Source organism: Emticicia sp. BO119 (assembly GCF_013912375.1).
Lineage (GTDB): Bacteria > Bacteroidota > Bacteroidia > Cytophagales > Spirosomataceae > Emticicia.
In genome coordinates this window covers 1,128,988-1,144,157 of record NZ_JACETV010000001.1, presented here as the reverse complement: position 1 = coordinate 1,144,157, position 15,170 = coordinate 1,128,988, and the positions used below count along the sequence as shown (strand labels likewise).

The 15,170-nt window shown below is 37.6% G+C and carries 12 protein-coding genes; 9 read left to right on the top strand and 3 right to left on the bottom strand.

Annotated elements, in window-relative coordinates; translation table 11 throughout:
- Window positions 1-47 precede the first annotated feature (47 nt).
- Window positions 48-1,244, bottom strand: a complete 1,197-nt coding sequence (locus tag H1R81_RS04970) for a class I SAM-dependent methyltransferase (protein WP_181839558.1) — start codon at window positions 1,242-1,244, stop codon at window positions 48-50.
- Window positions 1,245-1,451: 207 nt separating this feature from the next.
- On the opposite strand from H1R81_RS04970, the gene H1R81_RS04965 reads away from it, so the two are divergent.
- From H1R81_RS04965 to acs, 9 genes are all read left to right on the top strand, one after another.
- Window positions 1,452-2,942: an alpha/beta hydrolase gene (locus tag H1R81_RS04965; protein WP_181839557.1), complete on the top strand. Its 1,491-nt coding sequence runs from the start codon at window positions 1,452-1,454 to the stop codon at window positions 2,940-2,942.
- A gap of 645 nt (window positions 2,943-3,587) precedes the next feature.
- Window positions 3,588-5,168, top strand: a complete 1,581-nt coding sequence (locus tag H1R81_RS04960) for a SulP family inorganic anion transporter (RefSeq protein WP_181839556.1) — start codon at window positions 3,588-3,590, stop codon at window positions 5,166-5,168.
- Window positions 5,137-5,811 carry a carbonic anhydrase gene (locus H1R81_RS04955; RefSeq protein ID WP_181839555.1) on the top strand — a complete coding sequence of 225 codons (675 nt, stop codon included), beginning with the start codon at window positions 5,137-5,139 and terminating at the stop codon, window positions 5,809-5,811. The genes H1R81_RS04960 and H1R81_RS04955 overlap by 32 nt, the downstream gene beginning before the upstream one ends.
- A 202-nt stretch (window positions 5,812-6,013) precedes the next feature.
- Window positions 6,014-7,333 (top strand): hypothetical protein, encoded by a 1,320-nt coding sequence (locus tag H1R81_RS04950; protein WP_181839554.1) that lies wholly within the window; start codon window positions 6,014-6,016, stop codon window positions 7,331-7,333.
- A gap of 642 nt (window positions 7,334-7,975) precedes the next feature.
- Window positions 7,976-8,398: a terminase gpP N-terminus-related DNA-binding protein gene (locus tag H1R81_RS04945; protein WP_181839553.1), complete on the top strand. Its 423-nt coding sequence runs from the start codon at window positions 7,976-7,978 to the stop codon at window positions 8,396-8,398.
- A gap of 51 nt (window positions 8,399-8,449) precedes the next feature.
- Window positions 8,450-10,012, top strand: a complete 1,563-nt coding sequence (locus H1R81_RS04940; RefSeq protein WP_181839552.1) for an MFS transporter — start codon at window positions 8,450-8,452, stop codon at window positions 10,010-10,012.
- Window positions 10,013-10,024: 12 nt separating this feature from the next.
- Entirely contained in the window at window positions 10,025-10,258 is a 234-nt protein-coding gene (locus H1R81_RS04935; RefSeq protein ID WP_181839551.1) for a DUF6814 family protein, read from the top strand.
- Window positions 10,255-11,307 (top strand): acyltransferase, encoded by a 1,053-nt coding sequence (locus tag H1R81_RS04930; RefSeq protein ID WP_181839550.1) that lies wholly within the window; start codon window positions 10,255-10,257, stop codon window positions 11,305-11,307. Before H1R81_RS04935 ends, H1R81_RS04930 begins: the two co-directional genes overlap by 4 nt.
- 82 nt (window positions 11,308-11,389) lie before the next feature.
- Window positions 11,390-13,291, top strand: a complete 1,902-nt coding sequence (acs, locus tag H1R81_RS04925; RefSeq protein ID WP_181839549.1) for an acetate--CoA ligase — start codon at window positions 11,390-11,392, stop codon at window positions 13,289-13,291.
- A 205-nt stretch (window positions 13,292-13,496) separates the two neighbouring features.
- On the opposite strand, the gene rplS is transcribed toward acs, so the two are convergent.
- Together rplS and H1R81_RS04915 are read right to left on the bottom strand one after the other, a co-directional pair.
- Window positions 13,497-13,850 carry a 50S ribosomal protein L19 gene (rplS, locus tag H1R81_RS04920; RefSeq protein ID WP_181839548.1) on the bottom strand — a complete coding sequence of 118 codons (354 nt, stop codon included), beginning with the start codon at window positions 13,848-13,850 and terminating at the stop codon, window positions 13,497-13,499.
- Window positions 13,851-14,106: 256 nt separating this feature from the next.
- Window positions 14,107-15,156 carry a VOC family protein gene (locus H1R81_RS04915; RefSeq protein WP_181839547.1) on the bottom strand — a complete coding sequence of 350 codons (1,050 nt, stop codon included), beginning with the start codon at window positions 15,154-15,156 and terminating at the stop codon, window positions 14,107-14,109.
- Window positions 15,157-15,170 lie beyond the last annotated feature (14 nt).

The following is a 15,170-nucleotide window of genomic DNA, read 5'->3' as shown; positions in this document are numbered from 1 at the left end:
TTGACTAAAAATAAACTGTCAGGTAACAACAAAAAACCATATATTCGTCAAACATCAGTCTGAGTAGTTTTCCTGCAAATTAAAACTATTTTCTGTTGATGATGGTTCTCGGTAGCAAAAAGATACATATCTCCTCCATCTTTCAATCCCAATTTCTTTTTAATTTCTTCTGGCTTCATCGGAAAATTTCGGGTAGATATATTTGCCTGATTGCCCGGAAGTTTAGATAAGATTTCTTTTTTATCAAATTTACAAACCGCTTCGCATTTAAATATACGACCTGGAAAGTCAGCTTTCAATTCATCAGAAGTGTAAATATGGCTATTAGGGGCAAGCTTTTCAAGGCCAAATACATTTCCCACAAGCTTAAAGGCTCCCGCTTTTAAAATAGTAGGATTGGGTTCATAAATATATTTCTTTGGCTCACTATAGGAAATGTATGCAGCCTGTTCATATTCATAGCTGAACCTGAAATGCTGAAACGAATCACCAAGAAAATTCGTACAGACAATAGCTGGCTCTGGGATCTCCTTTTGTTTTAGAAATAAAAGTTCCTTCACTTCATTCTCAACTGCTACTACAAATACTTCCGAAATAGGCTTAAGTTGTTCAATTGCTTGTTTTATATCCAGAATTGGCGAATATTTTATCAGATAATTGCCTAATTGGTGTCTTATTTTCAGTATATCTGGTTCGCAATCTTCTATTTTAAATACTTTATTTTTAGCGGCATTTCTTCGAGCAGGGTCTATATAACAATCTGTATCAGGTTCAATAGTTATCTGATTCAGAAAACTGCCTGCTTCTTCGTTAATCACCTTTATATTTTTGAAACCCAGTACATCAAAATTATATCGGGCTATCTGGCACAAGGTCTCATTTCTTTCCACATATATTACCTGATTATAATGCCGGGCAAATGCAGAGGTGTCTACACCCATTCCTCCTGTAAGATCTGTTAATTGTTTATGGGTTGATTTATGAAAAAGTCTGGCTTTGTAATCTGCCGTTATTTCGGAGGACGACTGTTCAACTGACAAAGGAGCCGGGAAAATGATATGGGTATTGGCATACCAGATTGGTAATTTATAACGGGCTTTTTTACGGGCTATCCATTGGTCGGCTACTAATCGCAAGAAATCGGCATCCATCCTTTTCTGATTTTTCAGAATATACGTCTGAATATCCGACTCCTGAATCTGATGTGCCGTATCTCTTGCTTTTTTCAGTATTTCCAAATCCATAAAACCTTTAGTTCTGATATACCATAAATCATAGCAAAAGTACGAGAATTAAAATTTTCGACAAATTCGATTCATAGGTTATAATAATGAGCTTTTTCATATTTCACATTCACGATAAATAGATAATAGCCCTTTTCTACCGAAGAATCGAAATAAAAAAAGTAAATTGCTCCATTGAACTTCACAACCATTCCTCTTTATAAATTTATGATTAAGCAATTAACACTTATCCTATTACTATTCATACACCAACTCCGGGCACAAGAATCACAAAAGCCTGTAAATCAAAACCAGCAAAGTTATCAGGCAGAACTAAAAGCTTTGGGCAAGAAATTCAGTGATAGTTTTTATCCGAATTATAGTCAAATATATGCGCTACCCGAAAAAGCATTTATTGATAAAATAGATTCAGCCAGGAAAGGCTTTGATGCTACCCTTAATAAGTATAAAGCTAAACTTGAGACAGTTTATGTTGAAAATCAACAGTTGGAAATTAAGTATTATTTCGACAAACTATTGATTGACTATCCACTTACACACGAGGTTTATGGAGGAAAGGTTTTAGCCACAACTTCAAAAATACCAGAAATGCTAAAAACTAATCTTACCGACTTTAATAAACCGGAATTACTGAAAAACTCAGATTTCACAAATTACTTTAAAGCCTTTTTATCATTTCAAACCTATCTCGAACTCAGAAAAGGCCTTTATAAAAATCAGGATAACCAACATTTCAAGGCACAATGGAAACTGATTCCAAAATATGTTTCTAATCTTAAATGCAGAGAATACTGGCAATATGAGTATCTTTTCAATCAAATAGATAATAATGGTATTAAGCACATTGATACCATATATAAAGAGTTTAATACAACCTGCAAAGACACAGTTTATCTAAACAAAATAAATAATATCTATACAGAAGATTTGGCAGGAAAAGAAGGGCATATAATTAAAACCTACAAGACAGTAGGATCTTTTAGTTTAGATATACACCTTTTTGTACCTGACAATCAGACTGAGAAAAGACCTGCTATTGTATTTTTTCACGGGGGTAGCTGGTCAGAGGGCAAGCCGGATTGGTTTTTTTCTACTTGCCAGAGCTATGCACAAAAAGGCTGGGTAGCCTGTGCTGTTGAGTACCGGACGTATAGCCGACACGGAACGTTACCATTTGAAGCGGTAATGGACGCTAAATCTGCCATACGATGGATAAGGCAAAATGCCGATGTTTATAAAGTAGATACCACCAGAATTATTGCAACAGGCAATTCTGCCGGAGGGCATCTGGCTTTGACCACTGCTTTGGTTGATAACTGGAACGAAAAAACAGACAATTTAAAGTTCAGTGCCAAACCGAATGCCCTGATAATTAATGCTGGTGTGTACGATTTAACTGATGACCTGACAGCATGGATCAGAAAAGATTTAAAAGATAAAAATCAGGCAAAAGAAATATCTCCGAACTATCTCATAAGAAAAGACTTTCCGCCAGCACTGATTTTTCATGGAACACTCGACAGGAATGTACCCTATCAGTCAGCCCGGAAATTCGGAGAAGACATGGTAACTGCCGGAAACTATAACCTTACATTTTTACCTTTGACAGGAGCCGGACATTTTATCTGGTTTGACTCCCGCCAAACAGAAAAGATGGCAAATGCCCGAAGCAGATTTTTGGAGAAATTGGGTTACTGATTAGCTGCCTGCAAATCAGGATTCAAAATTAAATTCTAATAAAATCTCCACATCTATAATTTTTTGCAAGTATTCCTTTGTATCTTTGAACAAAAGTTCGGGATTTTTCGTTACGCACCTAAATGAGCGATCTCGCATTACCATCGTATGATTAATAGAATTGCAGTCTTATTTCTGTTTCTGATTATCGAGTGTTCGACTTTCAGCGAATACGTCAAAGGTTTCTTTGGCGAGGTAATCTGCTGCAGTGTAGATCCCTGCGAAAGTGATGAAAATGAATGCGAGAATGAAAATCAGGACAAAAAAAGTGAGCCAAATAAGTATCTGATGTCTTTTTTGGGGCTAAACTTTACATTTAAATACTTCTCTTCTGAAAAAAGTATTTACTTTTTCACACAATCTTCAGAACTGTTTCCTATTCGATTGATCCAATCGCCCCCTCCCAAAGCATAATTAATACCCACTATTGCTATAAACAATAGGATTGCTTAAACAAGAAAACACTTGTTTCTTAACGAATGGTGTCTACTATTCTTAATTTATTTATCAGTTGTTCTGCATTATATTTTATTTGATATTTTAAAATTTTAAGATATTAAGCTTAAATAAACTATAGAATTTCTGAACTATCATTCTATATAAAACATGAAATCATTATTAAACTTTTCAAATCTGAAACATGATTTCCCATCTGGGCTTGTGGTCTTTCTGGTTGCACTCCCACTTTGCTTAGGTATAGCCCTGGCTTCTGGAGCACCGTTAATTTCAGGGGTCGTTGCAGGCATAGTGGGTGGTATAGTAGTTGGTGCCATTAGTGGCTCACAAGTAGGTGTAGCTGGGCCTGCTGCCGGCCTTACCGTTATAGTGCTCAACGCCATCACAGAATTAGGTGCATTTGATTCCTTCATTCTTGCTGTGGTTTTAGCCGGATTCATTCAGATTATTCTTGGAGCAGTCAAAGCCGGTGTTATAGGTTACTACTTCCCTTCTTCCGTAATCAAAGGTATGCTCACGGCTATAGGCATTATTATTATTCTGAAACAAATTCCCCATGTTTTCGGTATTGATCAGGATTACGAAGGAGATGAAAACTTTATTCAGAAAGATGGCGAAAACACTTTCTCAGAGTTATTAAACATCACCGATCGCCTGAATGAAGGCGCGCTGATTATTGGAGTCATTTCTATACTTGTTTTGATATTTTGGGATACAGACTTCATCAAAAGAAACAAAATTTTAAGTATTGTTCCGGGTCCTCTCCTTGCTGTACTATTAGGTGTATTTTTAAACAGTGGCTTGAGTATATTACCTCCTAACTTTCATTTACAGAATAATCATTTAGTAAACTTACCTGTTACTAATTCTCTATCTGATATTACAAGTTTCTTAGTCTTTCCCGATTTTTCTGCTATATCCAATCCACTTATCTGGAAAACTGCTTTTGTAATTGCCATTGTTGCCAGCCTTGAAACCCTCCTCTCTGTCGAAGCAACTGACAAATTAGACCCACAAAGCCGACTCACTCCAACCAATCGTGAATTAATAGCCCAGGGCTCTGGTAACATTATTTCAGGTTTAATAGGAGGTTTGCCAGTTACCCAGGTTATTGTCCGTAGTTCTGCTAATATCCAGTCTGGCAATAAATCAAAATTATCAGCAATCATTCATGGTATTATCCTTCTGGTCTGTACTTTAAGTATTCCGGGTTTGCTTAATCTCATTCCGCTTGCCTCTTTAGCAGCGGTTCTGATTATGGTAGGCTACAAACTGGCAAAACCAAGTATGTTCAAATCAATGTTTAAAGAAGGTCCAGACCAGTTTGTGCCTTTTATAATAACGGTTTTAGCCGTTGTATTTACAGATTTGCTTACTGGCATAGCCATAGGTGTGGCCATAGCCATGATATATATTCTCTATACCAACTATAAAGGTTCAATGACTGTCGTAAGACAAGATAAAAACGTGTTAATTACCTTCAATAAAGACATTTTCTACTTCAATAAATCGGAGTTAATGCAAAATCTGGCCACATTAAAGTCTGGTGACCAGGTTTTGGTTGATGGCAGCAAAACCACCTTTATTGATCATGATATATTCCTTACTTTAGAAGAGTTTCAGACAGAAGCCAAAGTCAGACATATCAATATTGAATTTAAAAATATTAAAAGAAGAAAATTAAATTATAGAAAAAGCGATGGAATCGTATCAAAAACTCTTGTTAGCTAATAAAGCATGGGCAGCTGAAAAACTTCAGTTAGACCCTACCTATTTTACCAACTTAGCTGCCGATCAGAAACCCGAATTTCTTTGGATTGGCTGTTCGGACAGCCGTGTACCTGCCGATCAGGTAACAGGTACACAACCTGGTGAAATTTTTGTACACCGCAATGTCGCTAATTTAGTCATACATACTGACATGAGTATGCTAAGTGTATTACAATATGCCGTTGAAGTATTGAAAGTAAAGCATATTCTGGTAGTAGGTCATTATCAATGTGGGGGCGTAAAAGCATCTATGACCAACAATGATTATGGATTGATTAATAACTGGCTGCGCAATATAAAGGATGTCTATGCAAAATACCAGGACGAGCTGCAAAGCATTGATGATGACAAGGAACGTTTTGACCGGTTAGTGGAAGTTAATGTAATAGAACAGGTAAAAAACCTCGCTAAAACTACGATTGTACAAAACGCGTGGAACAACGATGAATATCCAAAATTACATGGTTGGGTACTTAATTTGCACTCGGGTCTTATTAAGACTATTATTGAGATAGATTCAAAAGACAACGATGCTTTAGAAGACGTTTATAACTTTGACTTCAATAAGACAAAAAACAAAAAAGTTGAAGAGGTGAAAAAATAATCTTACAGTTTGCGTTTGTTTCAATAAGGCGCTTATCGATAGGTTTCTCATACGCTTATCGTTTAGGCGTCTTTATTTTAATAAGCTACTCAAAGACTGCCAACTTAATAAATTTTAACTAAAAGAATCTGTTGTTACGTACTCTCAGGCTCAGGTCCAATCAGTTAAACAATTTTTATTGAATCACACCGAAGATAATCTTATGAAATTTGCTAAAACTGTCTTTTTATATCTCATCATTGTTTCATCTCCGCTGTTTTTGCAGGCACAGGTTTTAAAAGATGGAAAACTGACACTCAATGATGACGGCTCTCGTTATGTAAAACTTACAATGGTAAATCAGGCCTGGTTGCGTAACACACAGTTAAATGAGGGCTCAACGATTTTTGGATATGCCTCTTCTAATAAATGGGATATTGGCATCCGTCGTTTCAGAATCCAATTTTATGGGCAACTGACTGATAGAGTCTTTATTTACAGCCAGTTTGGAGAAAACAACTTTAATGGCATTTCAGACCGTAAATTTGGCTTCTTTATTCACGATGCCCTGGGTGAATATGTGCTTATTAAAAACAAACTTTCTTTAGGAGGTGGATTAGCTGCCTGGAGTGGACTGGCTCGTTTTGCATCTCCTTCAGTCGGAAGTATATTAGGTGTTGATGCTCCTCTGTATCAGCAATCAACCAACGATATCACAGATCAGTTCTTAAGGAAACTATCGGTCTACGCCAAAGGCAAATTAGGTAAATTTGATTATCGACTTGCCTTATCAGACCCAATGGCTTTTCAGAAAGCTGCCTCTTATAATAGTGTATTAAGTGCCGATATTGCCAATTTTTCTTCAAAACCACCCAGGTTTCAGTGGAATGGCTATTTCCAATGGCAGTTTCTTGAACAGGAAAGCAACCTTACACCTTATATGACTGGCACATACCTTGGCAAAAAAAAGGTTTTCAATATAGGCGCTGGATTCGTTTATCAGCCTGAAGCCATGTGGACATTAGCTGCAAATAAAATCGATACAGTTCAAACCAGTATGGTACAATTAGCATTAGATGCCTATTATGATGCACCTGTAGGTGCCGAAGGCCAGTCTATAAGTGCCTATGCTTCTCTCGGATACTTTGATTTTGGCAAAAACTACCTTCGTAATCTTGCAGTAATGAACCCTGCCAACGGGAGTTCCAGAAAAGACCTGATTAATGGTTCAGGCAATGGATTTCCGGCTTACGGAACTGGTAATGTCTTTTATACGCAGATAGGTTATAAATTCAAGGATAACCTGATTGGCAAAACTACACTTTTACCTTATATTTCTTTCCAGCATGCCGATTATGAACGCTTGAATCAGCGAATGAACTTCTATGATTTTGGGGTGGTCTGGCTATTAAATGGCCATAATTCTAAACTGACTCTTGCTTATCAGGACAGACCCCTCTTCTTAACCGATAGTAACAACAAAGGCGAATCCAGTAGCAGAAAAGGCTCGGCAATTATTCAATATCAGGTATTTTTCAATTAAGAAGAGGCTCGAATTCCGACAAAAAAATAAGCCCTAAGATTTTCTCTTTAGGGCTTTTACTTTGCGGATTACGTAACTGAAATGCACTGCACTAAAAGTATTCGTTTCTCTAACTCTTTTATAACAGGTTAATACTCTGGCAGTCGTTCTGGTTTTAGCAAAAGTTGTTACTCACTTCTTTTGCTCAAGCACATCCGACTAAGCTACTCCAAGCTTACAACTATTTCGCACCAGTCGAAAAGTGAACAAGAGCGTAAATCATAGCATCATTGTTTTCAATTAAGTTATTACTCAAATAGTCTTTAATAGCAGTAACCTGCTATTAAAGACTTCATTTGGGTTTTAGTTTAAATGGCTATTCAGTTTTTTTCTATAAAGTTGATTACCTAATCAAACATATATACGGAGACTTTAGAAAACCGGATTTATACTTTTCAAAAAAATTTGTCTTTTTTATTTTACCGAAAAAAACCTTGACTTATGCCGACAAGAGTTTCATAAATGATAAATATTCGGCTTTAATTATCATTAATAATAGAAAATAGCAAAGTTTAACTATACCGTGCTATGAAATATAATATTAAGTTGAAACTTTGTATGCTCCTAAAAAAAATTATCTTTGCTAAAAAACTATAGAACACAATGGAACTCCCTCACTGCCCTCAATGTGATTCTAACAATATTTCCAGAAATGGGATCGTCAAAGAAAAGCAGCGTTACAAATGCAAAGACTGTGGATACAATTTTACCGTTGATAAATTGGGTAAAAGTATCGAAGGCTATTTTGTAACAAAAGCGTTACAATTGTATTTAGAGGGCCTCAGTTTCCGTGAAATTGAACGACTTTTGGGTATTAGCCATGTTTCTGTAATGAACTGGGTCAGAAAATATCAGATCATAATTCCCGGCAGAAAAAACAATTACAGGCCAAGCACACTCATTCTGACCTACGCCGAACTAATCGAATTTTATGCCAACAGAGAAAATCTGCGTGGCATTGGCGTTACAGTAACCGAAATTGATGATAAATTTATGCTTATCAAGTGGGAACGTACAAAAAAGTAAAACAGCAACCAACCATTAAAATATCAATCTATTCCCTTAAACTATTAGTACATGTCTCAAAAAAAGCAAAGTTTGGGCTACATTATTGGCGCTTCGTCAGTAGGTACGCTTATTGAATGGTACGACTTTTACATTTTTGGTAGCCTTGCCACAGTTTTAGCTTCAAAGTTTTTCCCGACCGATAACCCCACGGCGGGTTTTCTAAATACTCTTGCCACTTTTGCCGCAGGTTTTGTTGTAAGGCCGTTTGGGGCTTTGGTGTTTGGCCGTTTAGGTGATTTAATCGGCCGGAAATATACTTTCATGGTTACTCTCTTGCTAATGGGAGGGGCTACCTTCGCCATTGGACTTATACCAAGTTATCAAACCATTGGTGCATTAGCTCCTATTCTGGTTCTTTTGCTGAGATTATTACAAGGCCTGGCATTAGGTGGTGAATACGGCGGTGCCGCCACCTATGTAGCCGAGCACTCACCAGTCCATAAAAGAGGTTACTGGACCTCCTGGATACAAACCACAGCTACAGTAGGGCTATTTGTATCATTAGGCGTGATTATGATTACACGAACTTCCATGTCGAAAGAGGCTTTTGATGAATGGGGATGGCGTTTACCCTTCCTTGTATCTATTCTGATGGTATTAGTTTCTTTCCTGATTCGCCGTAATATGTCAGAATCGCCCCTGTTTGAAAAAGCAAAAAAAGAAGGAAAAATCTCAACCAATCCGCTAAAAGAATCATTTGGCAACAAACTGAATTTCAAGTTTGTCTTATTAGCCCTTTTTGGAGCTACAATGGGACAGGGAGTAGTGTGGTACACAGGCCAGTTCTATGCCCAGAGTTTCCTGTTAAAGACCTGTAACATTGATGATGTTCAGGCCAATAGTATCATGATGTGGGCCTTAATTATGGGTACTCCTTTCTTTATTGTATTCGGAGCCTTGTCTGATAAAATCGGTAGAAAAGGCATTATGCTCGCCGGAATGTTATTAGCTGTATTACTATATAGACCTATCTTTGACAAAATTTATCAGACAGTTAATGTTGCTAACAAAATAGAAATTAATACTACTGATAAAACAAATATTCAGGTAGAACTGATTGCTAAAACCATCGCAGATTCGGTAGTAACAACTACAACCATGCACGACTATGAAGATGGAACCATTATGAAAGAAGTAATAAAAACCACTAATCTGGCTGATAAATCTGTTACACCACCAAAAGCAGAAACCAAAAAGACCATTACTATTAACAACACCGATAAGTGGACACTGGTACTACTGGTATTCTGCCTGATTATATTTGTTACAATGGCCTATGGCCCTATTGCAGCTTTTCTGGTTGAAATGTTTCCGACTAAAATCCGGTATTCTTCAATGTCTCTGCCCTACCATATCGGCAATGGAGTATTCGGAGGTTTAATGCCTGCTATTGCTACTTTTCTGGCTACACAGGCAAACGATATAAATACTAAAGCGAAAGCAGCAGGGCAGGCAATGGTATTTGATAAACCCTATCTGCAAGGTTTATACTATCCTATTATCATTGCTGGGGTATGCTTTGTAATCGGATTGATCTACATTAATGGAAAAGACAGAAATATTCACGACTAACCCTTAAAAACTATGAACGCAATCAGAAAAGCATTAGGTATTTTGTGGATTCTAATAGGTGTGAGTGCCGGAATTTACTTAATTTACTTTCAGGCATTACCCCTATGGAAGACCGGAGGCAATGATCTTGTACCTGCTATTATCTATACTTTTATTCTGGCCCCTATCATTTCTTTTGGAATGTCTGTATTCGGCTACTATGCCTTACAAGGAGAGTATAGCACCAGAGATGGTGAAAAACTATGAAAAAATATTGGGTAACAAACCTCCGGGTTTTTGCAACGCTCACAGTTATTTTATTACATGCAGCGGGCTATGGTTCGTTGCATGTTAAGAAAATTCCTTATTCAGACTGGTGGATTTGCCATATCATCAACGTTTTTGGCCGATTTGCCGTCCCTGTATTTGTCATGCTTTCAGGCTATTTACTCATTGGCAAGTATGAAGAGTTAAATAGTTTTCTCAAAAAACGCTTTACCCGTATTTTTGTGCCCTTTCTTATCTGGAGTCTGATTTATATTATCTGGTCTAATTTTAAGGGTTTAGCCAATGAAAGAACCCTCTGGACTGTTGGTGATTTTGTAAAGAAAATATTAACCGGTGGCGGTGGTGGTGCAGGGCATTTATGGTTTGTGTATATGCTTTTAGGCATTTATACTTTTACTCCGGTTATCAGCCGATGGATTAAAGGCACAGAAAATAGCCGAAATCATGATGCCCGGCGCAATGAAATCAGCTATTTTATATTCTTGTGGGTAGTTGGCAATGTAGTTTACACTTTAGTAAACAAGTGGTTGGGATTTGAAATTAAATTTGACATCAGGTATTTCACAGGCTTTGTTGGCTACTTCGTATTAGGATATTGGTTAGGTAATTCTGGCACAAAACTCTCAAAAATTGTGCTTATCCTCTTATTTTTAGCATCCTGGGCACTAATAGCTTATATTTGTTATACAGTTTCGTGGCAGGCTGGAAAATACATATATGATTATACAGATTATTTAAGTCTTCCTGTAATGCTGATGTCTGTTTTCATATTTTTATTGTTTCAGAAAACTTGCAATGTGGATTTTCTGCCCAAAGTTATGACCGAATTAGATACGACAAGCTATGGTATCTATCTGGCTCATGCCTTAATTTTGAGGATATTATCAAGAGAATACCAGATAAATTTTACATGGATTCACCCATTAGTCGGAATTTCTGCTCATTTTCTGATAACTGTTGTTATCAGCTACCTGATAGTAAAAATTATCAGCAAAATTCCTAAAGTGGGCAGTTGGATTGTAGGATAATTATCTGCGATATTTGCAAAGCTATTGTAATAGCACTTTTGGAGTACTATCATTATTTTTCTAATTACCCTCTTATTCAATCATGCTTATTCAAACCTACGAAGAGTATCAAAAAGCCTATGAGGCAAGTGTGCAAGACCCTGAAGGCTTCTGGGCTGAAATTGCTGCCAATAATTTTGAATGGAAAAAACCCTGGACAAAAGTATTAGACTGGAATTTTAAAGAACCTAAAATACAATGGTTTGTTGGCGGCAAACTGAATATAACCGAAAACTGCCTCGACCGACATGTAAGAGAAAAACCTCACCAGCCTGCTATTATCTGGGAACCTAACGACCCTGGTGAAGATAGTATTACCCTTACCTACCGTCAGTTATTTGACCGTGTATGCAGCTTTGCCAATGTGCTCAAACGCAATGGAGTAAAAAAAGGTGATAGGGTTTGCATATATATGCCCATGATTCCTGAATTAGCCATTGCTACTTTGGCTTGTGCGCGTATCGGGGCCATTCATTCAGTAGTATTTGGTGGTTTTTCGGCCTCTTCTATTGCCGACCGTATCAATGACTCTCAGTGTATAGCAGTAATTACGACAGACGGAGCCGTAAGGGGAAACAAGACTATTCCGATGAAAGATACAGTCGATGATGCTTTAATCGGATGTCCGTCGGTTAAAAAAGTAATTGTAGCAACACGCACCCGTACCCCTGTTAGCATGATAAAAGGTCGGGATGTTTGGTGGGAAGAAGAAGTAAAATTTGTAAATTCTGATTGCCCTGCTGAAGAAATGGACTCAGAAGACCCATTGTTTATACTTTATACTTCTGGCTCTACCGGAAAACCCAAAGGAGTAGTGCATACCTGTGGGGGCTACATGGTCTACACAGCTTATACTTTTATGAATGTATTTCAGTATAAAGCAGGTATGGTTCATTTCTGCACTGCTGATATAGGCTGGATAACCGGACATTCCTACATCGTGTATGGACCCTTAGCATGCGGTGCCATTTCATTGATGTTTGAAGGAATCCCTACATATCCCGATGCAGGAAGATTCTGGGAAATTGTCGAAAAACATAGTGTAAACATACTTTATACAGCCCCTACGGCTATTCGCTCTTTAATGGGTTTCGGAACTGAATATGTTGAAGGTAAAGATTTAAGTTCCCTTAAAATATTAGGTTCGGTCGGCGAACCCATCAATGAAGAAGCCTGGCACTGGTATTCTAAAAATATCGGAAAAGACAATTGTCCGGTTGTAGATACATGGTGGCAAACTGAAACCGGAGGTATCCTGATTTCAGCATTAGCAGGCATCACTCCTTTGAAACCGGCCTGGGCTTCACTCCCGTTACCGGGTGTGCAGATGTTGCTGGTTGACGAAAACGGTAATGAGATTTTAGGTGGCAATGTCAGTGGTAATTTATGTATTAAATTCCCATGGCCATCTACTATCCGTACCACCTGGGGAGACCATGAACGATGCCGTACCAACTATTTTGCCGCGTATCCTGACCTGTATTTTACGGGTGATGGCGCCATGCGCGACGAAAACGGTTTTTATAGAATCACAGGTCGTGTAGATGACGTATTGAATGTGTCAGGACATAGAATTGGGACAGCCGAAGTTGAAAACGCTATCAATATGCACACAGGGGTGGTTGAATCGGCTGTGGTAGGTTACCCACATGATATTAAAGGACAAGGCATCTATGCTTATGTAATTTGTGAAACTCATATGAATGATCTGGAGTTAACCCGTAAAGACATCCTGGCCACCGTTTCACGTGTAATCGGCCCGATTGCCAAACCCGATAAAATTCAGTTTGTAAGTGGCTTGCCCAAAACACGTTCCGGCAAAATTATGCGTCGTATTTTAAGGAAAATTGCTGAGGGCGAGACGACTAATTTAGGTGACACCTCTACTCTTCTTGACCCTAATGTGGTTGAGGAGATAAAAAATGGAGCACAGCAGATGCGGTAACTTTATAACTATTTTTTGTTTGAGAAATCCCGCTTTTAAGAAGCGGGATTTTATTTTAAATAGCTTAAATTAAGAACTCCTGTAAACAAAAAAAGCCGCTTCAAAGAAGCGACCTTTTCCCATACAAAATTATGAAAAAGCTATTACTTTTATCTTTAGACATCTGAAACCTTGAATAGTTTAACTATTGTTGGTTTGATGTACATTATTTCTTTAATTCTTTGATACGAGCAGCTTTACCTTGTTTTCCACGTAAGTAGAACAATCTTGCACGACGTACTTTACCATAACGCAATACCTCAATTTTATCAATACTTGGCGATAAAACAGGGAAAATTCTCTCTACACCCACGCCATTTGAAATTTTACGAACGGTAAAACTCTCACCATTTGTACCAGCATTACGACGCTGAATAACTGTACCAGTGTAAACCTGAATACGCTCTTTGTTACCTTCTTTGATTTTAACGTGAACGTTTACAGTATCACCTGCTTTAAAATCCGGTTGTTTTTCTCTTTTGCCAGTAAATTCTGACTCAACCAATTTAATCAAATCCATTGCTTTGTTATTTACTTGATTATTAATTTACTCGTTTAGTGAAGCGGCTGAATCGTACATATCCAGCATTCTCCTAATCGGAGTGCAAAATTAATAATTATTCCTGTAAAATCCAAAAAACGAATGGATTTTTCATTTGTTGTATTTGTTGGTGCTAATATATAAAAAAAAATTACTTGGGTAAAATTTGATTGAAAAAAAATTTAGTTTTTTTTCAATTTCGTATAAAAATATTCGTTACCCCTGCTAAACCCCTTTAATCCTCAGCTTTTACCTTACCCCAACCCATTGTAGCCACCATCCAGTTTGGCAAAGGTTTCTGTGTTTTTCTTTTCTTCAGATCAAGATACCAGCCTATTTTTTTAATAATAGGCACTCTATGTGTTTCAACGAACTCTATCAATGTACCATCAGGGTCTTCAATATAAGTAAACCTGCCACCGGCCTCTCCCATATCAAAGGTATCGCTACTGTCAACCGTAAAAGGAAAACCATTTTTCTGACAGGATTGTTTCAGATTATCCATATTTAATGTGTCGAAACAAAGATGAATAAATCCTAAATCTCCCCAGCTACGATCACCGAATATTTTTCTTGGCCTGGCATCGGTTTCTATATTCTGTATGAGCTCAACCTCTACATTGCCTAACAAGCGGCTGAATGCACCTTTATCTTTAACGGTTTTACGCAATAGCACCCTTCTGAAACGGGTATTACCTTTACCCAAAGTAGCAAAATCATTAAACTCTCCGCTTTTATCATACACTATTTCATTAATACCCAAGGTATCTTTATATAATTTCAGAGCTTTGTCAATATTACTTACCCCGATTATTACGCCAACTACACCACCAGTCAGACTTCCGTTCGGCTTAAACCATGAGTTATCAGACACTATCTGCAACTGATTACCGTAAGGGTCCTGAAGCCAGCTATGGCTTTTATTTTCCGGCGAAACCTCAACCTTTAGTTTTTGGACTTCAGCAAATTGCTTTACATCTAAAGATTTAATCTTGATCGCAAATATACCGTAATCGCCTAATTCAGGAGTAAAATCAGGGGCCAGAGGTTCCGGACGATTCGATTGCCAGATTTCAGCACCGCCGCCCCCTGCCATGTTTAAGGCAAGAATCGCACGGCGTTGTCTGATAATACCGTTGGTATGCGGAGTCATCAATTTAGCTTCTGCCACATCATCAAAAAGAGGTACATTCAACCCTAATATTTTATTATACCAATTGAAAGCTTTCGCTGCATCTCTTACACCAATCCCCACTTGTTGAATTCCACTAATAAATTCTGACATAAATTCGTATAATT

Excerpts from the sequence above, each read along its gene's own strand:
- H1R81_RS04965 (WP_181839557.1), top strand. The coding sequence starts at position 1,452 with ATGATTAAGCAATTAACACTTATCCTATTACTATTCATACACCAACTC.
- H1R81_RS04935 (WP_181839551.1), top strand. The coding sequence starts at position 10,025 with ATGAACGCAATCAGAAAAGCATTAGGTATTTTGTGGATTCTAATAGGT.
- H1R81_RS04930 (WP_181839550.1), top strand. The coding sequence starts at position 10,255 with ATGAAAAAATATTGGGTAACAAACCTCCGGGTTTTTGCAACGCTCACA.
- H1R81_RS04955 (WP_181839555.1), top strand. The coding sequence starts at position 5,137 with ATGGAATCGTATCAAAAACTCTTGTTAGCTAATAAAGCATGGGCAGCT.
- H1R81_RS04915 (WP_181839547.1), bottom strand. The coding sequence starts at position 15,156 with ATGTCAGAATTTATTAGTGGAATTCAACAAGTGGGGATTGGTGTAAGA.
- H1R81_RS04970 (WP_181839558.1), bottom strand. The coding sequence starts at position 1,244 with ATGGATTTGGAAATACTGAAAAAAGCAAGAGATACGGCACATCAGATT.
- H1R81_RS04950 (WP_181839554.1), top strand. The coding sequence starts at position 6,014 with ATGAAATTTGCTAAAACTGTCTTTTTATATCTCATCATTGTTTCATCT.
- acs (WP_181839549.1), top strand. The coding sequence starts at position 11,390 with ATGCTTATTCAAACCTACGAAGAGTATCAAAAAGCCTATGAGGCAAGT.
- rplS (WP_181839548.1), bottom strand. The coding sequence starts at position 13,850 with ATGGATTTGATTAAATTGGTTGAGTCAGAATTTACTGGCAAAAGAGAA.
- H1R81_RS04960 (WP_181839556.1), top strand. The coding sequence starts at position 3,588 with ATGAAATCATTATTAAACTTTTCAAATCTGAAACATGATTTCCCATCT.
- H1R81_RS04945 (WP_181839553.1), top strand. The coding sequence starts at position 7,976 with ATGGAACTCCCTCACTGCCCTCAATGTGATTCTAACAATATTTCCAGA.
- H1R81_RS04940 (WP_181839552.1), top strand. The coding sequence starts at position 8,450 with ATGTCTCAAAAAAAGCAAAGTTTGGGCTACATTATTGGCGCTTCGTCA.